The sequence below is a fragment of the Stenotrophomonas sp. SAM-B genome, from assembly GCF_013387485.1.
Classification (GTDB): domain Bacteria; phylum Pseudomonadota; class Gammaproteobacteria; order Xanthomonadales; family Xanthomonadaceae; genus Stenotrophomonas; species Stenotrophomonas maltophilia_AA.
In genome coordinates, this window is record NZ_JABBXB010000005.1 from 107,401 (window position 1) to 128,400 (window position 21,000).

General features: G+C 68.3%; 18 protein-coding genes. 9 read left to right on the forward strand and 9 right to left on the reverse strand.

Annotated features, from left to right (window positions below; all coding sequences use genetic code 11):
- Positions 1 to 92: 92 nt before the first annotated feature.
- Together HH110_RS12600 and HH110_RS12605 are read right to left on the reverse strand one after the other, a co-directional pair.
- A complete protein-coding gene (locus HH110_RS12600) occupies positions 93 to 2,522 on the reverse strand; it encodes a bifunctional diguanylate cyclase/phosphodiesterase (protein WP_176989992.1) in 2,430 nt (809 codons plus the stop codon).
- 174 nt (positions 2,523 to 2,696) lie between these two features.
- Complete coding sequence (locus tag HH110_RS12605) at positions 2,697 to 4,649, reverse strand: DEAD/DEAH box helicase (protein WP_176989993.1); 1,953 nt, start codon at positions 4,647 to 4,649, stop codon at positions 2,697 to 2,699.
- 266 nt (positions 4,650 to 4,915) lie between these two features.
- Between HH110_RS12605 and HH110_RS12610 the strand changes: the two genes are divergently transcribed.
- On the forward strand, positions 4,916 to 5,146 hold the full coding sequence (locus HH110_RS12610) for an RNA-binding S4 domain-containing protein (RefSeq protein ID WP_019184435.1): 231 nt from the start codon (positions 4,916 to 4,918) through the stop codon (positions 5,144 to 5,146).
- A gap of 23 nt (positions 5,147 to 5,169) precedes the next feature.
- On the opposite strand, the gene ubiM is transcribed toward HH110_RS12610, so the two are convergent.
- The 4 genes from ubiM to HH110_RS12630 all read right to left on the reverse strand — a co-directional run bounded on the left by ubiM (position 5,170) and on the right by HH110_RS12630 (position 8,579).
- Positions 5,170 to 6,342 carry a 5-demethoxyubiquinol-8 5-hydroxylase UbiM gene (ubiM, locus tag HH110_RS12615; RefSeq protein ID WP_176989994.1) on the reverse strand — a complete coding sequence of 391 codons (1,173 nt, stop codon included), beginning with the start codon at positions 6,340 to 6,342 and terminating at the stop codon, positions 5,170 to 5,172.
- Between the two features lie 90 nt (positions 6,343 to 6,432).
- Positions 6,433 to 6,822, reverse strand: coding sequence for an MAPEG family protein (locus HH110_RS12620; protein WP_176989995.1), 390 nt, complete (start codon positions 6,820 to 6,822; stop codon positions 6,433 to 6,435).
- Between the two features lie 18 nt (positions 6,823 to 6,840).
- Positions 6,841 to 7,374: a DUF4019 domain-containing protein gene (locus HH110_RS12625; protein WP_176989996.1), complete on the reverse strand. Its 534-nt coding sequence runs from the start codon at positions 7,372 to 7,374 to the stop codon at positions 6,841 to 6,843.
- Positions 7,375 to 7,436: 62 nt separating this feature from the next.
- On the reverse strand, positions 7,437 to 8,579 hold the full coding sequence (locus tag HH110_RS12630; protein WP_241696572.1) for a hypothetical protein: 1,143 nt from the start codon (positions 8,577 to 8,579) through the stop codon (positions 7,437 to 7,439).
- Between the two features lie 176 nt (positions 8,580 to 8,755).
- On the opposite strand from HH110_RS12630, the gene HH110_RS12635 reads away from it, so the two are divergent.
- The 3 genes from HH110_RS12635 (at position 8,756) to HH110_RS12645 (ending at position 12,047) form a co-directional block, all read left to right on the forward strand.
- A complete protein-coding gene (locus HH110_RS12635) occupies positions 8,756 to 10,222 on the forward strand; it encodes a DNA-3-methyladenine glycosylase 2 (protein WP_176989997.1) in 1,467 nt (488 codons plus the stop codon).
- Positions 10,219 to 10,710 carry a methylated-DNA--[protein]-cysteine S-methyltransferase gene (locus HH110_RS12640; protein WP_176989998.1) on the forward strand — a complete coding sequence of 164 codons (492 nt, stop codon included), beginning with the start codon at positions 10,219 to 10,221 and terminating at the stop codon, positions 10,708 to 10,710. The genes HH110_RS12635 and HH110_RS12640 overlap by 4 nt, the downstream gene beginning before the upstream one ends.
- A gap of 74 nt (positions 10,711 to 10,784) precedes the next feature.
- On the forward strand, positions 10,785 to 12,047 hold the full coding sequence (locus HH110_RS12645; protein ID WP_176989999.1) for an ectonucleotide pyrophosphatase/phosphodiesterase: 1,263 nt from the start codon (positions 10,785 to 10,787) through the stop codon (positions 12,045 to 12,047).
- Between the two features lie 83 nt (positions 12,048 to 12,130).
- Here the strand turns inward: HH110_RS12645 and HH110_RS12650 are convergent, their stop codons facing one another.
- Both HH110_RS12650 and HH110_RS12655 read right to left on the reverse strand, forming a co-directional pair.
- Complete coding sequence (locus HH110_RS12650; RefSeq protein ID WP_019184443.1) at positions 12,131 to 12,313, reverse strand: 30S ribosomal protein THX; 183 nt, start codon at positions 12,311 to 12,313, stop codon at positions 12,131 to 12,133.
- A gap of 118 nt (positions 12,314 to 12,431) precedes the next feature.
- The gene (locus HH110_RS12655; protein ID WP_176990000.1) at positions 12,432 to 12,845 is read right to left on the reverse strand and encodes a MerC domain-containing protein; all 414 of its coding nucleotides are present in this window, start codon (positions 12,843 to 12,845) and stop codon (positions 12,432 to 12,434) included.
- 156 nt (positions 12,846 to 13,001) lie between these two features.
- Between HH110_RS12655 and HH110_RS12660 the strand changes: the two genes are divergently transcribed.
- The 5 genes from HH110_RS12660 to HH110_RS12680 all read left to right on the forward strand — a co-directional run bounded on the left by HH110_RS12660 (position 13,002) and on the right by HH110_RS12680 (position 20,137).
- Entirely contained in the window at positions 13,002 to 15,197 is a 2,196-nt protein-coding gene (locus HH110_RS12660; protein ID WP_176990001.1) for a TonB-dependent receptor, read from the forward strand.
- Positions 15,198 to 15,353: 156 nt separating this feature from the next.
- Entirely contained in the window at positions 15,354 to 16,595 is a 1,242-nt protein-coding gene (locus tag HH110_RS12665) for an MFS transporter (RefSeq protein ID WP_176990002.1), read from the forward strand.
- A gap of 100 nt (positions 16,596 to 16,695) precedes the next feature.
- Positions 16,696 to 17,262 carry a TetR/AcrR family transcriptional regulator gene (locus HH110_RS12670; protein WP_176990003.1) on the forward strand — a complete coding sequence of 189 codons (567 nt, stop codon included), beginning with the start codon at positions 16,696 to 16,698 and terminating at the stop codon, positions 17,260 to 17,262.
- Positions 17,259 to 18,944: an MFS transporter gene (locus tag HH110_RS12675; protein WP_176990004.1), complete on the forward strand. Its 1,686-nt coding sequence runs from the start codon at positions 17,259 to 17,261 to the stop codon at positions 18,942 to 18,944. Before HH110_RS12670 ends, HH110_RS12675 begins: the two co-directional genes overlap by 4 nt.
- A gap of 8 nt (positions 18,945 to 18,952) precedes the next feature.
- Positions 18,953 to 20,137, forward strand: a complete 1,185-nt coding sequence (locus tag HH110_RS12680; RefSeq protein WP_176990005.1) for an HlyD family secretion protein — start codon at positions 18,953 to 18,955, stop codon at positions 20,135 to 20,137.
- Positions 20,138 to 20,500: 363 nt separating this feature from the next.
- On the opposite strand, the gene HH110_RS12685 is transcribed toward HH110_RS12680, so the two are convergent.
- Positions 20,501 to 20,986 (reverse strand): Fur family transcriptional regulator, encoded by a 486-nt coding sequence (locus HH110_RS12685; protein WP_019184450.1) that lies wholly within the window; start codon positions 20,984 to 20,986, stop codon positions 20,501 to 20,503.
- Positions 20,987 to 21,000: the final 14 nt, after the last annotated feature.

Here is a 21,000-nt window from a genome sequence, read left to right on the forward strand (position 1 = left end):
GAATACCCGCCCCCGTTGCTCACACCTGCGCCCTGCCCGCCCGTGATCGCCTGCGGACACCTTGTCCGCTGCCGCCGGTGGCGATTATCGCATCATGGCATGCCCCGCCAGGGATCGGACGAGCCCCCTGCCCGGACCGGCCGTATCGCCAACTGCGTCATCCTTTCCAGCGGAATCGGCCGTTCGATCGCGTACCCCTGCAGGCCTTCCACGCCCATCTGGGCCAACTGGTCGGCCACCACCGCCGATTCCACCCACTCGGCGACCACCATCATGTGCAGCTCGCGGCCGACCTCGGTGATTGCCCGGACGGCGGCACGGTTGACCGGATCCACGTTCATGTCGCGCACGAACACGCCGTCGATCTTGAGCATGTCCGCCGGCAGCTGGCGCAGATAGCCGAACGAAGAAAGCCCGGAGCCGAAATCATCCAGGGCCATGCGGCAGCCACGCGCTTTCACCGCATCGATGAAGGCGCGCGCCTGGGCCAGGTTGCTGACCGCCGCGGTCTCGGTGATCTCAAAGCAGAGCTTGCGGGCCAGGCCGCGGTTGCGCTCGAGCAGGTCGGTGACGAACGCCAGGAAGCTCGGCTCGGCAATCGACTGCGCCGACACGTTGACGTTGCACAGGCCCAGTTGCTGCACATGGTTCGGGCACACCTGCAGATGCCGGAACAGCAGCGACAGCACGTGCCGGTCCAGCGCCATGGCCATGCCATAGCGTTCCACCGCGCCCATGAATTCGGCCGGCCCCTGCAAGGCGCCCTCCGGGCTGCGCATGCGTACCAGCACTTCGTAATGCAGGAACTCCGGGTCACCGACCCGCTCGATGCGCTGGGCATACAGCAGCATGCGGTTCTCGGCGATCGCGCTGGAGACATTGGCCAGCCGCTCCGCTTCGTGGCGGCGCTCGTCCAGCGCCATGCGACTCTCGTTGTAGCAGTGCACGCGGTTGCGGCCGGCCTCCTTGGCCGCGTAGCAGGCGCTGTCGGCCGCGCTCATCAACCAGTTCACGTCCGGTGCCTCGGCGGTCACTTCGACCACGCCGATGCTGCAGCTCACCTTGGGCGCGCCGTCCCCATGCTGGAAGCTGACCTGGCCAAGCGTGCGGATCACCCGCTGCAATACCTGCTTGGCCTCGTCCTGGCTGGCGTTGGCCAGGAACAGGGCGAATTCGTCGCCGCCCAGGCGGCCGACCCAGTCACCGTCGCGCACCGCCCCCACCAGGTAGTCGGCGAAGCTGCGCAGGAGCTGGTCGCCGGCGGCATGGCCGAGCCCGTCGTTGACCAGCTTGAAGTAGTCCAGGTCGATGTAGCACAGCGCGTGGGTACCGCCTTCGGCACGCACCGCCGCCAACGCCTGGTCCAGCAGCCGCTCGATTTCGCGGCGGTTGATCAGGCCGGTCAGGGGATCGTGGCTGGCATGGTGTTCCACCTCGCGCGCCAGCGCATGGTTCTGCGAGACGTCCTCGACCAGCGCGAACACGGTCGGTGCCCGCGCCCGGGTGTGTACCACGGTCCCGCTCCAGCGCCCCCACATCAGGCTGCCGTCGGAACGCAGGAAGCGCAGCTCGCCCGGGCGCAGCTGGCGCGGCCAGTCGATCCGGCCGTGCGCGTCCAGGATCAGCTCGCCCTCCACCAGCAGGTCGGCCAACGACAGCCCGAGCAGCGCCTCGCGGCGATGGTCGAGGATGTCGGCCATCGTCTGGTTGGCCTCGACGATGCGACCGCCCTCGTCGAGTTTGAGCATGCCCACTGTGGCCTGGTAGAAGGCCGCGCGGAAGCGGCTCTCCTGCTCGGTCAGGTCGTTGCGCACGCGCCGCGCCAGCAGCACCGCGATCAGAGTGATCGCCAGCACCGACAATCCGCCCACGATGAAGGTCGTCATCCGCACCATCGCGGCGGTGTGCAGCAACGCACTGGAGAACGCACGCGCCTGGTTCTGCATGCCCACGTCCAGCGCCTGCACCCGGCGCAGCAGGGCCTGCTCCACCGCCGGGGTCAGGCTGCCGGCGGCATGCCCGGCCTGGACCCGGTCGGTGATGGCGGCCAGCTGCAGCAGATCGTCATCGGTGCCGCGCCACACGCGGACCGCATCGCGGAAATACGCCTGATCACGCAGGTAGCGGTAGGAGAGGATCAGGCGGTTGATGTCACCGCGGGCGTTGCCGCCTTCGATGAAGCCCTGGCGTGCCGCGGCAATGTCCGGTTGGGCCTGTTCGAGGGCGCGGCGGGCATGCAGATCGCCCAGCGGCACCCGCAGTGCCTGCCGCGTCGCGGCCAAGTCGGCGGGATCGCCGGAGGTGATGTACCGCGACAGCGCATGGGTGGCCTGCTGCTGGCCACGCGACCAATGGCTCTGGCCCATGATCCACGCCGTGGAGGCCGCCTGCAGCTCCTGGATCAGCGCGGAGATGCCGACCAGGCCGATCGCCATCCCGGTCAGCAAGACGAAGCGCAGGGTCAAGCCCCGCGTCGAATACGGTATCGCGGTGCCGCCACTCTCCCTGCGACCTCCAGACATCGCCGATCCCCCCGGGGCTGCGGATGTGGAAACTCATTCCATTGGAGCATGGTCCAATCCGCAGGCTAGGGCCAGCAGTGTTGAGGCGGTGCGAAACCGGCACGACGGGATGCGGACCCCGGAAACGACGACGCCAGCCCGGAGGCTGGCGTCGAGGCGATCACCCGGGGGCGATCAGAAGTTGCGCGGACCGCGCGGCTTGAAGCCGTCGCGACGCGGCGGGCGGTCGTTGCCGCCCGGGCCACTGCGCGGGCCACCCGGACCACCCGGACCACGCGGCTTGCCCTGGCCGAACTTCGGCTTGAACGCCGGACGCGGCGACGGGGTCAGGTCTTCACCCGGCTCGACCTTGCGCATCTGAAGCTGCTGGCCCGAGACCCACACCTTCTTCAGGTGGGTCAGCAGGTCCTGCGGCATTTCGGCCGGCAGGTCCAGCACCGAGAAGTCGTCATGGATGTCGATGCGGCCGATGAAACGGCTTTCCAGGCCAGCTTCGTTGGCGATCGCGCCGACGATGTTGCCCGGCTTCACGCCGTGGACGTGGCCGACTTCGATACGGAAGGTCTCCATGCCCGCCTCGGCGGCACCGCGCGGGGCGATGTCACGGCGCGGGGCGCGCTCGAAACCACCCTCGCTGTTGCCGAAGTCGCCTTCCGGACGCGGCGGACGCGGGCCGCGGTCGTCTTCACGGCGCGGACCACGCTCGAAGCGCGGCTCGAAACGGGCCGGGCGTTCGCCACGGTCGTTGCTGCGCTCGTTGCGCTGGTGCGGGGCACGCTCTTCACGCGCACCACGGACCGGCGGGGTCAGCAGGAACGGCGAATCGCCCTGAAGCAGCTTGGCCAGCGCGGCGGCGATCTCGATCGCCGGCACGTTCTTCTCGCCTTCCAGGCGCTGCAGCAGGTCGCGGTAGAACTCGGTGCCGCCGGCATCGAGCACATCGCTGATGCGGCTCATGAACTTGGAGATGCGGGTGTCGTTGACCGCGTCCACGCTCGGCAGCTGCATTTCTTCGATCGGCTGGCGGGTGGCGCGCTCGATCGCACGCAGCATGCCCTTTTCGCGCGGGGTGGCGAACAGGATCGCGTCACCGGTGCGGCCGGCACGACCGGTACGGCCGATGCGGTGCACGTAGCTTTCGGTGTCGTACGGGATGTCGTAGTTCAGCACGTGGCTGATGCGCTCCACGTCCAGGCCGCGGGCGGCCACGTCGGTAGCGACCAGGATGTCCAGCTTGCCTTCCTTCAGCATGCCGATGGTCCGCTCGCGCTGGGCCTGCTGCATGTCGCCGTTGATGGCGGCCGCGGCCAGGCCACGTGCCTGCAGCTTCTCGGCCAGCTCTTCGGTGGCGGCCTTGGTGCGCGAGAAGATGATCATCGCGTCGAACGGTTCCACTTCCAGGATGCGGGTCAGCGCGTCCAGCTTGTGCATCCCGCTCACCCACCAGTAACGCTGGCGGATGTTGGCCGAGGTCGTCGTCTTGCTGACGATGGTCACTTCGGCCGGGTTCTTCAGGTAGGTCTGCGCGATGCGGCGGATCTGCGACGGCATGGTGGCCGAGAACAGGGCGACCTGGCGGGTATCCGGCAGCTTCTTCAGCACGGCTTCGACGTCGTCGATGAAGCCCATGCGCAGCATTTCATCGGCTTCGTCGAGCACCAGCGTCTTCAGCTCGGACAGGTCCAGGGTGCCGCGCTCGAGGTGATCGATCACGCGGCCCGGGGTGCCGACGATGACGTGCACGCCACGGCGCAGGGCCGACAGCTGCTGGCCGTAGGGCTGGCCGCCGTAGACCGGCAGCACGCGGAAGCCGGGGATGCCGGACGAATAGGTCTGGAACGCCTCGGCGACCTGGATGGCCAGCTCGCGGGTCGGCGCCAGCACCAGCACCTGCGGCTTGGTCTGGTTGAAATCGAGGTTGGACAGCACCGGCAGCGCGAACGCGGCGGTCTTGCCGGTACCGGTCTGGGCCTGGCCAAGCACGTCGCGACCTTCCAGCATGGCGGGAATGGTGGCGGCCTGGATCGGCGAGGGGGTTTCATAGCCGACGGTGGCGACCGCCTGCATGACGGCGTCGGACAGGCCGAGGTCTGCGAACAGCAGCGGCGTGGTGGTTTCTTGGGACATGGGGAACTCCGAAACACTGCCGTTTACAGGCAGTGAGATAAAAAAGGGGGATGGTCCGCGCTTTGGGCGCCCTTTCTTATCGCGTGCCCTAGCGCTGCTCGGTCGGAGGAGAATTCACTCGCTCAGGGCGCGATGATACCGCATCGTTCCTGAACAACGCGTACAGATTCCCGCATGGATGCCGTCCTGCCCCGCGCTGGCGCACAATACGCGCCCTCTTCCGGCCCGGCCCAGCGGCCGCGCCCCTTCCCTAGGATACCCGTTCCATGCAGACCCTCGAATTTGAACTGGACCGCGACTATGTCGAGCTCAAGCAGCTGCTCAAGCTGGCCGACCTGGTCACCAGCGGGGGCGAAGCCAAGACCGTGATCGGCGACGGCCAGGTCCTGGTCGATGGTGAAGTCGAACTGCGCAAGGCGTGCAAGATCCGCGCAGGCCAGCAGGTGCAGTTCGCCGACACCGTCATCCACGTGATCGCCGACAGCGACGCGCCCTGACCATCTGTGACGACCAACGGTCGTCACCTGCCGGTGAGGTGGGCCGCGATCAGCTGGCGGAACGGGGCCACCCCGTGCGCCAACCGCAGCCCGGCCCGGCGCAGCAGCCGCGCCGGCAGGCGGTCATCGGTATACAGCGTGGCGATCGCATTGGTCGCCTCGTACAACGGGCGCGAGGCCAGACGATGGCCGCGTTCGTAAGCGGCCAGTCCGGACGGTGCACCGATGTCGCGCCCCTGGCCTGCGGCTTTGCGCAGGATGCCGGCCAGCCGGTGCTGGCTCTGCAGGCCCAGGTTGAATCCATGCGCGGTGACCGGATGCATGCCGACGGCGGCATCGCCGATCAACGCGCAGCGATCGCCGGCGAACGCGTGGGCATACACACCCACCAGCGGATAGGCCACCGGTCTGGCGACCGGCCGCATCGCGCCCAACCGATGCTCGAAGAACGTGCTGATGCTGCGGCCGAATCCGCCCTCGTCCTGGGCCATCAGGCCGGCGATCTCGCGCGGCGTCAGGGTGATCACCGCCGAGGCCTGGTCACCGTTGAGGGGCAACAGCGCCATCGTGCGGCCATAGCCGAACCATTCCCAGGCGGTGTGCTGGTGCGGCACCTCGATCTGCATGCGGCAGACCAGCATGGACTTGCCGAAGTCGCGCATCTGCGCGCCGATGCCGAGCAGGCGACGGGTCGAGGAGAAGCGGCTGTCGGCCGCGACCACCAGCCTGGCGGCCACTTCGCGGCCATCGGCCAGGGTCACGGTGCTGTGCGTCTTGCCGGGTGTCACGGCCGTCACGCTGGCCTGGTCGACGATCTCCAGCCCGGCCTGACCCTCCACGCTCTGCCACGCCGCGCGGCGGAGCAGATGATTGGGCACCAACCAGCCCAGGTCTTGACCCGTGCGCGGGTCCGCCGCGAAGGTCAACGCGAACGGCGAGCCGCCGTCCATCACCTTGGCATCGCGCAGCGGGGAGATCTCGGCCGGGTCCAGCCGTGCCCACAGGCCCAGCGATTCCAGGATCTGGCGCGAGGCATGGGTCAGCGCGATCTCGCGGCCATCGAACGCGGGCTCGGCCAATGCGGCACGCGGCTGCTGTTCGATCAGGGTGACGCTGAGGCCGGTATCGGCCAGCGCGCGTGCGAAGCACAGCCCGGCCGGGCCGGCGCCCACCACCACCACATCCACTGACTGCATGATTCCCACCTGCCGTTACGTGTCCGCTGGCAGCTTACCGCCGCGGCACCGGCAGCGTCCTTGATCTGGATCAGGGGCGCCAGCGTCGGTTCACAGCAGCGCCCACAGCAGCATGACGATCCCGAGCAGGGAAACCAGCCAGACCAGGCTGCGCACGTACGGCACGCCGGCCGCGTACAGCGGCAGATAGATCAGGCGCGCCCAGAAGTAGAGCTGCACGGCTACGGCGGTCATCCCGTCCTGGCGCTGGGTCAGCACCACCGCCAGCACCGCGGCGGCGAAGAAGGGGAACGTCTCCATGAAGTTGCTCTGCGCACGCTGCAGCCGTCCGGCCAACGGCCTCGGCGGCGGCATCGGTTGATCACGCGCCGACGCATTCCAGCCGATCCCGCGCTCGCGGGTGATCAGCGTGGAAGGGGCGAAGACATGCACGATGCCCAGCAGCATCGACCACACCAGCATCTGGATTTCGATACTCATCTGCGCAGGCTCCGGCAATCAGGGGGTGGCGGCACGCACGCTGTAACCGGCCAGGCGCCAGATGCGGTCTTCATCGAACCGGAAGGAGACCAGTTCGCGGACCGGCTGGGCACTGTTGGCAAAGCGCGTGGGGAAACTGACGTTGATGTAGAGGCCCTCGGGCACGGTCGCGCCGGCGGCGTACTTGACCCGGGTCACCACCGGCTGGCCACGCGAGGCCAACGCACCGAGGCGCTGGCGATCCGCGGTGAGCTGGCTGACGAAGGCCTGCTCGGTCACCGATTTCTTCGCCACGGCGGAGGCACCCTTCCATGCCTCGCCGGCACGATTGGCGTCGATCAGGCGGGCCACCTGCAATGCGGCGGCGGTCATCTCCGCATCCTGCTTCTGCACCTGCGCCTGCTGCGCCGGGCTCAGTGCCGGGCGTGCCGCAGGGGCGGCGGCGGGCGCGGGGCGCGCCGGGGCCGGTGCGGGCGTGGCCGGTGGTGCTGGCGTCTGGGCCAGCGTGGCGAAAGGCAGCAGAGCGGACAACAGCAGCAGCGGAACACGCATCAGGGACACCGTTGGCTGGAAGGAACTGCGTTCCAGTCTACGGGAAGGACGTGAGTCCTCCGTCAGTTGCGCTCGGCCGCGTCCGCCGGTGACGGGCGGGCATCGCCCAAGGTCTGCTCCACCGCCTCCGGCTGGCCCGGTGCGGTCGTCTCCGGCAACAGCGTGGAGACATCGATCTCCGACAGCGGGCTCTCATCCGGGCAGGTCTCATCCGGGAAACCGAAACGCTGCTTCAGCGCCTGCCCACAGCTGTTGACGGCGTCCAGTTCGCTGCCTTCGCGCTTGCACTCCTGATCGAAGGCGACCAGGAACGCATCCTTGCGGCGGACGAAGGCATCGCCGCACTTGCGCATCTGCTTGATCCGCTCCAGATCGTCCTGCACCGCATTGGTGCCATCCAGACCGAACTGACGCAGCTCCTCGGCAGTCAGCAGGCGCAGGCTGCGGTTGGGCACGGTCATCATCAGGTCGGCCACGCCCACCGCCACGCCATTGCGCTGCAGGTAATCCTTGACGTTGTCGTAGACCTCGTGGAGCTCGCGGTTGAGCTCGGCGCGCGAGGTCGCCTTCGAGCTGATCCGCATCATGCGATGGATGCCGACCTTGCCCGATACCAGCCGGTTGTCGCCGGCGGCCAGCACGAACACGCAGGCGCTGTGGCAGACCGAGCCTTCGCGCACCCAGATCGTCCAGTTGGATTCACCGATGCGGTCGCCGGCCACGATGGCGGCTTCGACCTGGCCGCCGCTGGAATCCAGATCGAGGATGCGGCGGGAAATACGCTGCGCATCGGCGACCACGGCCAGCCGCGCCACCAGCTCGGAGAAGCCGAGGTTGATCTTGCCCACGTAGCGAACGCGCAGCAGGCCGCGTTCCGCACAGGGCTGCAGGGCGGCATCGATGCTGGCCCGATCCAGCACCTCCAGCGGTGCACCATCGCCCGCATCGCCGGCATAGTCGGTATCGCAGCTGATCCACGCCTTGCCGTTTTCCAGGGCGGCGGCCGGCCAGCTCAGGTCGCCGCGCTTGGGCGCGGGCGGCGGCGGTGGCGGCGCATCGGCGGCGTTGATCGACACCATGTGGTCGCCATCGGCGGTCTGTGCCCGCACGGCCTTGTCGGCGGCGGTGACATTGCCGGGGTTTTCGAGCTGGCTGCAACCGGCCAGGCCCAGGCATAACAACGGCAACCACCACGACTTGAGCAACATGGACAACCCGGAATCCTTGCGAGGGGGAATGCGCGGCAAAACGAGCGCGGATGCACAGTCTAGTGCGCGGCTGGCGTGTCGCGGCAACCTGTCCTGAACCGGGCGGCGCGGGGCTGGCATTGCTGTCCGAAAATGGCGAGCCTGCACCGGCGGGCAGGCATAGACTGGCCCCCATGGAGACCGCCCTGCCCCTGGATCACGCCGCCTGCGAAAGCGCCCGCCTTGCCCGCGATGCGCGCTTTGACGGGGTGTTCTTCACCGCCGTGCGCAGCACCGGCATCTATTGCCGGCCGGTGTGCCCGGCCCCGGCGCCGAAGCCGTCCAACGTGACCTACTACCCGACCGCCGCCGCCGCGGCCGCCGCGGGTTTCCGCCCCTGCCTGCGCTGCCGCCCCGAGCTCGCGCCCGAGGCGCAGGACGCACTGAACAATGAAACCCTGCAGCGCGCGTTGGCGCTGATCCACGATGGCTACCTGCAGGACCAGCCGGTCGCCGATCTGGCCGCGCACGTCGGCCTGAGTGCCCGCCAGCTGCAGCGCCTGTTCGTCGCCCGCCTCGGCGCGGCGCCGGCGCAGATCCACGCCACGCGCCGGCTGCTGCTGGCCAAGCAGCTGCTGACCGAAACCGCTCTGCCGGTCACCGATGTGGCGATGGCCTCGGGCTACAACAGCCTGCGCCGATTCAACGCGGCGTTTCTGGAAGGCTGCGGCATGCCCCCCACCGCGATCCGCCGCCAGCGCGGCGCGCTCACCGAAGGCGCATTGACCCTGCGCCTGGGCTATCGCCCGCCGCTGGATTTCCCCGCGATGCTCGGCTTCCTGCGCCGCCGCGCGATTCCCGGCATCGAACAGATCGATACCGCCAGCTATCAGCGAGTGATCGGCCCGCCCGAACGTCCCTCGCTGCTGCGCGTCACCGCGGACCCGCGGCGCCCTGAGCTGCTGCTGCAGCTGGGCCAGGTCGACCCGCGCGCGATCCCGGGCATCGTGCGTCGCGTGCGCCGCATCTTCGATCTCGATGCGGACCTGCGCATGGTGCACGCGACACTGGAGCAGGAACCCCTGCTCGCCACGGGTATCGCGCAACGCCCCGGGCTGCGCGTGCCCGGCGGCTGGGACGGGTTTGAAGTCGCCGTGCGCGCGGTGCTCGGCCAACAGGTCAGCGTCGCGGCCGCAGCCACCCTCGCGCGGCGGGTGGTGGATCGCTTCGGCGCCACCCTCGAGGGCATGCCGGAGGGGCTGGACCGTCAGTTCCCCTCCCCCGGGATGCTGGCGCAGGCCCCTTTGGAAACGATCGGCCTGCCGCGTACCCGTGCCGCCACCGTGCGTGCCGTCGCCCAGGCAGTGGTCGATGGCCGGCTCGATTTCCGTGCCGGCCAATCGCTGGCCGGCTTCGTCGACCGCTGCGTGGCGCTGCCCGGGATCGGGCCGTGGACCGCGCATTACATGGCGCTGCGCGCGCTGGCCCTCCCCGATGCCTTCCCGGCCGGCGACCTGGTCCTGCAACAGGTGCTCGGCGTTGATGCGCGCTTGAGCGAACGCGCCACCGAGGCACGTTCGCAACCCTGGCGTCCGTGGCGCGCCTACGCCGTTCTCCACCTGTGGCACCTGGCCACGCCTTCTTCCGGAGCCACCTCATGAGCCTGCTCTACGACACCTTCGACAGCCCGATCGGCGCGCTCACCGTGGCCGGTGACAGCCAGGGCATCCACCACATCCTGTTCGAGAACAATCGTTACGATGCCAAAGGGCGTGAACACTGGCAGCGCGACGCCCATGCACTGCGGGACGCACGCGGACAACTGCTGGAGTACCTGCGCGGCGAGCGCGTGCGCTTCGATCTCCCGTTGGCGCCGCACGGCACGCCGTTCCAGCTGCGGGTGTGGAAGGCGCTGGCCGATATTCCGTTCGGCCAGACCTGGAGTTACGTCGCGCTGGCGCGGCATATCGACCACCCCACCGCCAGCCGCGCGGTCGGCGCCGCCAATGGCCGCAATCCGCTGCCGATCGTGCTGCCCTGCCACCGCGTGATCGGCAGCAGCGGTGCGCTGACCGGGTTCGGCGGCGGGCTGGAAACCAAGGCGGCCCTGCTGCGCCTGGAAACGCGGCGCGATTCGCTGTTCGCGTAGGGCAACACGCGTCACCGCGGGCATGTGCCATGGGTTGTCTTCGACGCGTCACCGCCACGCACTATCATGTCGCGATGATTTCCGTCCGCCTTCCGCTGGCGCTTGCCGCCGCTCTTTCGCTGGCCGCCTGCGCCACGACACCGTCTTCCCCACCTGCCGCGGCGACCGCGGCGACAGCGCCGAACGTGGCTGCGCATCAGCAGAAGCTGCTGCTGATCTCCATCGACGGCCTGCGTGCGGACATGCTTGATCGGGGCATCACCCCGAACATCGGCCGGCTGGTCCGCCAAGGCGTGCGCGCGCAATGGATGACGCCGTCCTATCCATCGCTGACCTTCCCCAACCACTACACGATCGTGACCGGCCTGCGCCCGGACCACCACGGCATCATCCACAACAGCATGCACGAGGACGCACTGGGCCAGTTCCAGCTGCACGTGCGCGAATCGGTGGCCGACGCACGCTGGTGGGGGGGCGAGCCGATCTGGGTGGGCGCGGAAAAGGCCGGTGTGCGCACCGCGGTGTGGTCCTGGCCGGGCAGCGAGGCCGCCATCCAGGGCGTCCGCCCCAGCCAGCTGCACGGCTACGACGAACGTGTGAGCCTGCCGGACCGCGTCGATCAGGTGCTGGGCTGGCTGGATCAGCACGGCCCGCAGTCGCCGCGCCTGGTCACGCTGTACATGGAGCAGGTCGACAAGGCCGGGCACAATCACGGCCCGGAATCGCCCGAGTACACCGACGCCGTGGCAGTCGCCGACAGCGCGGTCGGTCGCCTGCTGGATGGCCTGCAGGCGCGTGGGTTGGCCGATACCACCAATGTGATCCTGGTCTCCGATCACGGCATGGCGGGCGTGCCGGCCGGCCAGGTGGTGGCTACCGAAGACATGATCGATCCCGCCATTGCCCGGGAAATCTCGGTGGGCCAGTCGATCGGCTTCGCGCCGCTGCCCGGCAGACAGGCGCAGGCCGAGCAGATCCTGTTGGGCGCGCACGCCCACTACGACTGCTGGACCCGCCAGACCCTGCCGGCGCGCTGGAAGTACGGCAGCAACCCGCGCATTCCGCCGATCATCTGCCAGATGCACGAAGGCTGGGATGCCCTGACCCGCGATCGCATCGCAAAACGTGGCCCGGGGAATCGCGGCTCGCACGGCTATGACAATGCCCTGCCCTCGATGCGCGCGGTATTCGTGGCGCGCGGCCCCGCGTTCAAGCAAGGGCAGAGCCTGCCCGCGTTCGACAACGTGGATGTGTATCCGCTGCTGACCCGCCTGCTCGGAATTCCGGCGGCACCCAACGATGGCGACGCCGAGCGACTGCTGCCTGCGCTGCGCTGAGCACGCAGCGGCTTCGTCGCCGGAACGCGGGCAAAAAAAAACGCGGCGCAAGCGCCGCGTTTTTCATGACCCGCCTGGCTGGATCAGCCGGCCTTGGCCACCGCTTTCTTGGCAACGGCCTTCTTGGCCGGCGCCTTCGTCACGGTCTTCTTGGCAACCGGCGCAGCTGCGCCCACGGCCGCCTTGCTCACGACGTGCGAACGCGAATTGCCGTAGCTGGCATTGAAGCGCTTGCCCTTGGCGGTCTTGCGGTCACCCTTACCCATGTCGTAACTCCTTAGTCTGAATGCTGCGAAATCTGATTACCCCGTACTGACACGGGTTCGGCGGGGCCGCCCTCTCAGGCGCCCCCGCGCACGATCGGAAAGCCTACCATGCGCGCTCTCAATGAGCACAGCTGGCGTCATGGACGTGGCCGTGGTTCAGGCGCAGATTCACCAGATGGGCCACACCCACCAGCACGCCGCCCAGGGTCATCACCACGGCATGCGGCACGGCCGAATGGTGCAGGGGGCCATACAGCAGCCCGGCCCACAGCGCGGTCAGGCCAGGAATGAGGAAGCCCAGCGCACGCAGCGCGCCATGCCGACGCCAGCCCCAGACCAGGCTGAACAGGCCCAGCAGGGTCACGAAGCTCACCAGCGCCAGCTCCACCCCATCACTCATCCAGACCGACAGGCCCAGCGAGGGCGCAGCGGCCAGCAGCACCGGGAGCACGGCGCAGTGCACCGCGCACAGCAGCGAACCGGTGGCACCGAAACGATCGATCAGATGGCGGAGGCGAGGGAACAGGGGCATGACTTCCAGCAAGGTCGGCGAAGCGTTATGGAATAATATAACATCAATCCTGACGCGCACCCTGCCTCCCCCTGACTTGCCCTCCCCCGTTCCGCTACGGGATTCGCGCGCCCCACCATTGATATATTGTAACAATTGACCGAAGGCCCTTGCCCTATGCGCTCCAGCTCCCTCCTGCTCACCCCCCACGCCCTGTCCCTGGCCCTTGCCGCGGCGATGCTGCCCTCGCTGGCAAGCGCCGCCGACGCCCCCGGCAGCCATCGCGACGGCCACCTGACCGAGCTGTCCACCGTGAAGGTCACCGCCTCGCCGCTGCAGGGCGATGCCGAATCGCTGGCCCGCCCGGTCGACGTGCTGGCCGGTGAACGCCTGGACGAGCAGAAGGCCGGCACCCTCGGCGACACCGTGGCCAAGCTGCCCGGCGTGCAGAGCACCTTCTTCGGCCCCGGGGTCGGCCGCCCGATCATCCGCGGCCAGGAAGGCCCGCGCGTGGCGGTGCTGTCCAACGGCATGGGCAACATGGATGCCTCGACCGTCAGCGCCGACCATGCCACCAGCATCGAGCCGTTCCTGGCCGACCAGATCGAAGTGCTGAAGGGCCCGGCCACGCTGCTGTTCGGCAGCGGCGCGATCGGCGGCGCGGTCAACGTGGTCGATGGCCGCATCGCGCGCGAACTCCCGGACCGTCCGCTCAGCGGCCGCGCCGAACTGCGCGGCAACTCGGTCAACGACGAGCGCAGCGGCATGTTCCGCCTGGACGGTGTCAGCGGCAACGTGGTGCTGCATGTCGACGGCCTGGTCCGCAACGGCGATGACTTCCGCATTCCCGGCTACGCCGTGATCGATGGCCTGGAAGACCACAGCGGCCACGACCATGAAGAAGGCGACACCGACGAACCGCGCCGCGGCCGCCTGGACAACAGTTCGATCCGCACCCGCGCCGGCGGCGTCGGTGCCACCTGGCTGGGCGACGAGGGCTACTTCGGCGTGTCCGCCAGCACCTACCGCACCAACTACGGCATTCCCAACGGCGCGCACGTGCATGCCGACGACGACCATGATCATGACCACGATCACGACCATGGCGACGAGGAAGAAGGCGACGAGCATGACGTCCGCATCGACATGGTGCAGAACCGTTTCGAAGCCAAGGGCGGCATCTACCAGCCGACCTCGTTCCTGAAGAACATCAATCTGCGTACCGCCTACACCGATTACGAGCACACCGAACTGGAAGCCGGCACGCCGGCCACCCGCTTCACCAACCGCGGTATCGAAGCCCGCCTGGAAGCGGTGCAGGAACAGATCGGCGGCTGGGACGGCGCGTTCGGCCTCCAGTTCGGCAACAGCGACTTCGGCGCCAAGGGCGAAGAAGCCTTCGTGCCGGACACCGGGACGAAGAACATCGGCCTGTTCGTGCTGCAGGAAAAGCAGTTCGGCCCGTTCAAGCTGGAACTCGGCGGCCGCCATGACCAGGTCAAGCTCGAACCGACCGGTGACTACCGCGTCCGCAAATTCGATGCCACGAATCTCTCCGCGGCCGGCATCTGGACGCTCAATGACGCCGTCGACCTGCGCTTCGGCATCGACAGCTCCGAGCGCGCCCCGACCAACGAAGAGCTGTACGCCGCCGGCGCGCACATCGCCACCCGCTCGCTGGAAATCGGCGATGCCAACCTGAAGACCGAACGCGGCCAGCGCGTCGAACTGGGCATCCACACCCACAGCGACCGCGTCGATTTCTCGGCCTCGATCTACCAGACCAGGTTCAAGGACTTCATCTACCTGGCCGACACCGGCGTGGTCGAATCGCTGCCGGTCCGCCTGTGGACCCAGCAGGACGCCACCTTCAAGGGGGCCGAAGCCGAAGCCCTGTTCCATCTCTTCGAAGGCAACGCCGGCGACTGGGACCTGCGCGTGTTCGGCGACTACGTCAAAGCCGAACTGGATGGCAGCGGCAGCCGCAGCGTCGATATCGCCGTCCCGCACGGTGACCACAACCACAACTACACCGTGGACCTGGCCAACACCGGCTACCTGCCGCGCATCGCCCCGGGCCGCGTCGGCGCCGACCTGCGCTGGTCCAAGGACGGCTGGCGCGCCTCGGTCGGTGCCGTGCGCTACAGCAGCCAGAAGGATGTCGCCCAGAATGAGGACCCGAGCAACGGCTACACCCTGGTCGATGCCCACCTCGCTTACCGCTGGGACCGTACCGACAGCAACAGCTACGAAGTCTTCCTGGATGGCAACAACCTGACCAACCGCGAGGTCCGTCCGCACACCTCCCTGCTGCGCGACTATTCCCCGCTGCCGGGCCGAGGCGTCGCGTTCGGCATCCGCGCTTACTTCTGATCGTTTGATCGGGTGGTGCATGACCCGAGGGGGGCCGCAAGGCCCCCTTTTTTTGTGCACGGCCATCGGCGTGCTATGCCCTGCCCGCACACTGTGGCAACGTGCATGCCGAGCGTACCGTTCGACCACGCCCTGCCTGCCTGCCGGAGCCGACGCATGAGCACGTCCACCGCCGCGGCCCGCGCTCCCTCCATGCATTGGGGCCTTCTGGTCGCCGCCTCCGCCATCCTCATGGTCACCATGGGCGTCCGCCAGACCTCCGGCCTCTATGTCGACCCCATCCACCGCGGCACCGGCGTCAGCATCGTCGAGATCAGCTTTGCGCTGGCCATCGGTCAATTCGTCTGGGGCGCGGTGCAACCGGTGTTCGGGGCCGTCGCCGATCAGCGCGGCGCCCTGCCGGTGCTCATCTTCGGTGCGCTGCTGCTGGCGGCCGGGCTGCTGCTCGCCCCGCTGCTGACCAGCCCACTCGGCATGACCTTCACCCTCGGCCTGCTCATGGCCGCAGGTGCCGGTGCCGGCAGTTTCTCCGTGCTGATCGGCGCCACCGCCCACCGCCTGCCCACCGAAAAGCGGTCGTTCGCCGCCGGCCTCATCAATGCCGGCGGCTCGCTGGGCCAGTTCGTATTCGCGCCGCTGGTGCAATGGATCATCGGCACCGCCGGCTGGGCGCGCGCCATGATCACGATGGCCGTCATCACGCTGCTCTCGGTTCCTTTGGCCTGGCCGCTGCGCCGTCGCACCGGTGACCACGCGCCTGCCGTCGGCGGGACCGATGAAGGTGGCCTGCGCGCACAACTGCGCGTCGCCCTGCGCGATCGCAGCTACTGGTATCTGCATCTGGGCTTCTTCACCTGTGGCCTGCACATCGCCTTCCTGGTCACCCATCTCCCCGGCGAGATCGCGCTGTGTGGCCTCTCGCCCACTGTCGCCTCCTCCTCCATCGCGCTGATCGGCCTGTTCAACGTCGCCGGCAGCCTGATTGTCGGCGCCCTCGGCCAGCGCTACCGCATGAAGTACCTGCTGTTCTGGATGTACGCCAGCCGCGCCGTGATGATCGGGGTCTACCTCGTCGCTCCGCCCACCCCGCTCACCTTCTACGTCTTCTCCGCCGCGCTCGGCTTCACCTGGCTGGCCACCGTTCCGCCCACCGCAGGCCTGGTCGGCAAGCTGTTCGGTCCGCGCTACCTCGGCACCCTGTTCGGCCTGACCCTGCTCTCGCACCAGCTCGGCGGCTTTTTCGGCGCATGGCTGGGCGGGCTCGCCCTGGCCCACACCGGCAATTACCTGTGGATGTGGTACGCCGACATGGGCCTGGCCGTGCTCGCCGCGTTGATCAATCTGCCCATCCGCGAGGCCCGGATGGGGGGCTGTCACGGCGTGCCCGCCCCGCGCTGAGCTCACCCGCCCTCGACATTGCCCAGCGCGCGCCAACCAGCGCGCGCCAAAACCGACACCTCCCCCTTCCGCGCCGGACAGTTGTGTCCGATGATGCGGCATGCCTACCCAACGTGCCGACGCGGCCGCCCGCCGCGCCCAGATCCTCGACGCTGCCGATGCCGTGTTCGGCCAGCACGGTGTCACCGCCCCCCTGGATCTGGTGGTCGAACGTGCGCAGGTCGGCCGCGCCACCCTGTACCGCAACTTCCCTGACCGCACCGCGCTGGTCGAGGCCCTGCTCCAGCGCACCGTCAACCGCATCGCCCGGCAGGTACAGACCCTGGGCGACCGCGACGACGCGCTGTTCGAGGTGCTCGAGAGCATGGCCAACCGCATCGTGCAGTCACCGGCCCTGTCGGACTACTGGCGCGCCGTCGATCCCGACCAGATTCCGATCCGGGCCGCGCGCGAGACCATTTACGAACTGCTGCGCGAACCGATCGCGCGCGCGATCGCCGCCGGCCTGTGCCGGCCGGATCTGGAAACGACGGACATTTCACTCATCTCAGGCATGCTGGGAGCCGCGCTGCGTGGCAAGACGCGTGACGAACGCGCCCGGCTGGTCACGCGCGCCCTGCAATTGCTGCGTGGCGGATTGCGGGGGCCTGCCGACGGGGAGAGATGATGTCGCAGTACCTCAAGCCGGTTCCGGACTGGGAGGAGCACGAAAAACCGACCCTGCCGGGCTCGGCCTCGATGCCGTGGCATCCCCCGCACCGCCGCGTGGCCTATGCGCTGGTCGCCCTGCTGGTCGGCATCACCGGTGGCCTGGGCAATGCACTGGTCAGCGCCAACCTGCCGTTCCTGCAGGGCCAGCTCGGGCTCACCCCGGCGCAGGGCAGCTGGCTGGTGGCGGCCTATGCGATGGTCAACGTGACCGCCAACCTGCTTGCCTTCAAGTTCCGCCAGCAGTACGGCATCCGCCTGTTCGCCGAGATCGGGCTGGGCCTGTATGCCGCCCTCGCGGTGCTGCATCTGTTCGTCGGCACGTTCGAGACCACCGTGTTGATGCGCGCGGCCAGCGGCTTCGCCGGCGCGGCCTGTACCACCCTGGGCACCCTGTACATGCTGCAGTCGCTGCCGCGCAGATACACGGGCAATCTGCTGGTGATCGGCGTCGGCATCTCGCAGCTCGCGGTGCCGATCGCCTGGCTGGTTTCGCCCGGGCTGGTCGACACCGGGCAGTGGCACAACCTGTATCTGTTCGAAGCCGGCCTCGCCCTGTGCGCGTTCGCCGCCGTGGTCGTGCTCAAGCTGCCGCCCGGCGCGCAGATCAAGGCCTTCGAACCGCTCGACTTCCTGACCTTCGCCCTGCTCGCCCCCGCGGTCGGCCTGCTGGTGGTCGTGCTCGCGCAGGGATACACGCGCTGGTGGCTGGATACCCCGTGGCTGGGCTGGGCGCTGGTCGCCTCGATCGCGCTGTCCACCACCGCCTTCATCATCGAGCACTACCGCCGCAATCCGCTGCTGCAGACGCGGTGGCTGGCCAGCCTGCCGGTGGTCCATTTCATCATCGGGGCGTTCCTGATCCGCTTCCTGACCACCGAGCAGTCCTACGGCGTGGTCGGCCTGATGCGCACGCTGGGCATGGGGCCGGACCAGATGCGCCCGTTGTTCGCGGTGATCCTGGCCGGCGTGATCACCGGCATGGCCGCCAGCTCGCTGACCTTCGGCCCGAAGCGGCTGATCCCGCAGCTGCTGATGGCGATCCTGCTGCTCGGCAGCGCCGCCCTGCTCGACCAGAGTCGCACCAGCCAGGACCGGCCGCACGATTTCTTCGCCAGCCAGTTCCTGGCGTCGGTCGGCGCGGGCATGTTCATGGGCCCGCTGATCATGCTCGGCATCACCCAGGCCTTGAAGCAGGGCGTGGACCACATGATCACCTTCCTGGTCACCCTCTCGATCACCCAGACCCTCGGCGGCCTGGCCGGCTCGGCGGTGCTGGGCACCTACCAGTTGCACCGCGAGCAGGTGTATTCCAGCGCGCTGGTCAGCCAGCTGGACCCGGCCGACAACGTGGTCGCCCAGCGCCTGAAACAGCAACAGCAGCTCTACGGCCGGCTGATCACCGACCCGGTCCAGCGCAGCGCGCAGGGCACCGCACAGCTGGCCCAGATCACCCGCCGCGAAGCCAACGTGCGCGCCTTCAATGATGTGTTCGCGCTCAGCGGCCGCGTCGCCCTGATCTTCCTCGGCTGGTTGCTGCTGCTCGCGGTACGCACCGCCGTGCTCAAGCAATGGCGCAAACGCCACGCGCCGACACCTCCCCTTTCCGCGCCGACGCCCGGCAGCGCCGCGCCCCGATGAGCCCGCCCATGTCGACCCAACCGCCGCACGACGACGTCGCCCCGGAAAACGTCAACCCACCGCCGCCGACCGACGCCGCGCCCGCCCCTGCACCGCCACCGACGGCCGCGCCGTCGGGCGTGCCCAAGTACCTCAAACCCAGCCTGCGTGCCGTGATCATCATGATCGTGGTCGCGTTGATCGGCATCGCACTCATCCTGCGCGCCTGGTCACTGTGGCCGTTCGAAACGGCACGGGTGACCACCGACAACGCCTACGTGCGCGGCCAGATCACCGTGCTCGCGCCGCAGGTCAACGGCTACGTCACCGAGGTGCTGGTCAAGGACTTCCAGCACGTCAAACAGGGCGAGCCGCTGCTGCGCATCGACGACCGCATCTACCGCGAGAAAGTGGTCCAGGCCGAAGCCGACCTGGACAGCGCGAAGGCCGCACTGGCCAACTCCGACCAGTCGCAGGCGCAGAACCGCGCGCAGATCCAGGCCGCCCAGGCCAACCTCTCCGCCGGCCAGGCCGAGCTTTCCCGCTCGCGTACCGAGCTGAAGCGCTACGAAGAACTTGCCGCCCAGCAGCTGGTGGCCCTCAACGACCGCGACAAGTTCCGCACCACCACGCAATCCGCGCAGGCCAGCGTGCAGCAGTCGCAGGCGCAGATCCGCATCGCCGAGGAAACCCTCACCTCCACCCAGGTCGCCCGAAAAGGACTGGAGGCCCGCGTCGAGACGGCCCAGGCCCAGCTGGAACTGGCCAGGATCGACCTCGCCAACACGGTGATCCAGGCCCCACGCGACGGCCAGGTCAGCGAAGCGTCGGTGCGCCTGGGCCAATACGTCACCGCCGGCTCGCAGCTGCTGTTCCTGGTACCGGACACGCTCTGGGTGGTCGCCAACTTCAAGGAAGGCCAGACCTGGAAGATGCGCATCGGACAGTCGGCCACCTTCACCGTGGATGCCTTCGATGGCCAGAAGCTGCACGGCCACATCGAACAGATCGCACCGGCCACCGGCTCGGAGTTCAGTGTGCTGCGCCCGGACAACGCCAGCGGCAACTTCACCAAGGTGGTCCAGCGCCTGCCGATCCGCATTTCCATCGACCCCGACCAGCCGCTGGCACCGCGCCTGCGTCCGGGCATGTCGGTGATCGTCAAGGTGGATACCGGCGTGGAAGGGCGTGAGCCGGTCGAGGCGACGCCGTGATGCGGCTGCGATGACGCCGACTGGCGTGGCAATGATCCCGCGCATCCCGGGGGCGGAAGATGGCCGTCAAAAGCATCGAGCGCGGCCTCGATCCAGCGTACGCGACGCCCAACGCAACGCAGAAACGGCAGATCAAGCGGGCACGGAACAGCGCCACGTAGCGGGAGACGGGGCGACGAGCATGGAGTCATCCGGTGGCCATGAAAATGGAATGGCTGCTCTCGTGCAGAAACGAAAAAGCCGCGCAGGTGCGCGGCTTTTCAACATCGACAGCGTACCGACCAACGGTCGGTACCTACCGGTGCAGCGAACCTACCGGTGCAACATACCTACCGGCGTAACGTACCGACCAACGGTCGGTACCTACCCCGCACAGCGCGCGCACAGGCCATGCACTTCCAGCGTCTGTGCCTGCGGCTGGAACCCCAGCTCCTTCGCCCGCTTTTCCAGCTGGCTGACAATCTCCTTGTCCTCCAGCTCCACCGCACTGTGGCAGCTGTTGCAGATCAGGAATGGCACCGAATGCTGCGCACTGCTCGGGTGGTGGCACGCCACGAACGCGTTCACCGACTCCAGCTTGTGCACGAAGCCATTGGCCATCAGGAAATCCAGCGCCCGGTACACCGTCGGCGGCGCGTCGGCACCGACGCCCTTGCCATTGCGCACCCACTCCAGCAACTCATACGCCTTGACCGGTTTCCCGGCCTCGGCGATCAGGCGCAGCACGTTCGCGCGGATCGGCGTCAGCCGCAGCCCGCGTTCCGAGCACACGCGTTCGACCACCTTCACGAAGTCGGAGGCATCGTGAACATGATGGTGCGGAGCGGTACAAGCGGTCTTTGCGGACATGCGCGGTCTCCTGT

What these genes read in the sequence shown, in the direction of transcription:
- HH110_RS12600 (WP_176989992.1), bottom strand. Translation starts at nt 2,522, where the DNA reads ATGTCTGGAGGTCGCAGGGAGAGTGGCGGCACCGCGATACCGTATTCG.
- HH110_RS12605 (WP_176989993.1), bottom strand. Translation starts at nt 4,649, where the DNA reads ATGTCCCAAGAAACCACCACGCCGCTGCTGTTCGCAGACCTCGGCCTG.
- HH110_RS12610 (WP_019184435.1), top strand. Translation starts at nt 4,916, where the DNA reads ATGCAGACCCTCGAATTTGAACTGGACCGCGACTATGTCGAGCTCAAG.
- ubiM (WP_176989994.1), bottom strand. Translation starts at nt 6,342, where the DNA reads ATGCAGTCAGTGGATGTGGTGGTGGTGGGCGCCGGCCCGGCCGGGCTG.
- HH110_RS12620 (WP_176989995.1), bottom strand. Translation starts at nt 6,822, where the DNA reads ATGAGTATCGAAATCCAGATGCTGGTGTGGTCGATGCTGCTGGGCATC.
- HH110_RS12625 (WP_176989996.1), bottom strand. Translation starts at nt 7,374, where the DNA reads ATGCGTGTTCCGCTGCTGCTGTTGTCCGCTCTGCTGCCTTTCGCCACG.
- HH110_RS12635 (WP_176989997.1), top strand. Translation starts at nt 8,756, where the DNA reads ATGGAGACCGCCCTGCCCCTGGATCACGCCGCCTGCGAAAGCGCCCGC.
- HH110_RS12640 (WP_176989998.1), top strand. Translation starts at nt 10,219, where the DNA reads ATGAGCCTGCTCTACGACACCTTCGACAGCCCGATCGGCGCGCTCACC.
- HH110_RS12645 (WP_176989999.1), top strand. Translation starts at nt 10,785, where the DNA reads ATGATTTCCGTCCGCCTTCCGCTGGCGCTTGCCGCCGCTCTTTCGCTG.
- HH110_RS12650 (WP_019184443.1), bottom strand. Translation starts at nt 12,313, where the DNA reads ATGGGTAAGGGTGACCGCAAGACCGCCAAGGGCAAGCGCTTCAATGCC.
- HH110_RS12655 (WP_176990000.1), bottom strand. Translation starts at nt 12,845, where the DNA reads ATGCCCCTGTTCCCTCGCCTCCGCCATCTGATCGATCGTTTCGGTGCC.
- HH110_RS12660 (WP_176990001.1), top strand. Translation starts at nt 13,002, where the DNA reads ATGCGCTCCAGCTCCCTCCTGCTCACCCCCCACGCCCTGTCCCTGGCC.
- HH110_RS12665 (WP_176990002.1), top strand. Translation starts at nt 15,354, where the DNA reads ATGAGCACGTCCACCGCCGCGGCCCGCGCTCCCTCCATGCATTGGGGC.
- HH110_RS12670 (WP_176990003.1), top strand. Translation starts at nt 16,696, where the DNA reads ATGCCTACCCAACGTGCCGACGCGGCCGCCCGCCGCGCCCAGATCCTC.
- HH110_RS12675 (WP_176990004.1), top strand. Translation starts at nt 17,259, where the DNA reads ATGATGTCGCAGTACCTCAAGCCGGTTCCGGACTGGGAGGAGCACGAA.
- HH110_RS12680 (WP_176990005.1), top strand. Translation starts at nt 18,953, where the DNA reads ATGTCGACCCAACCGCCGCACGACGACGTCGCCCCGGAAAACGTCAAC.
- HH110_RS12685 (WP_019184450.1), bottom strand. Translation starts at nt 20,986, where the DNA reads ATGTCCGCAAAGACCGCTTGTACCGCTCCGCACCATCATGTTCACGAT.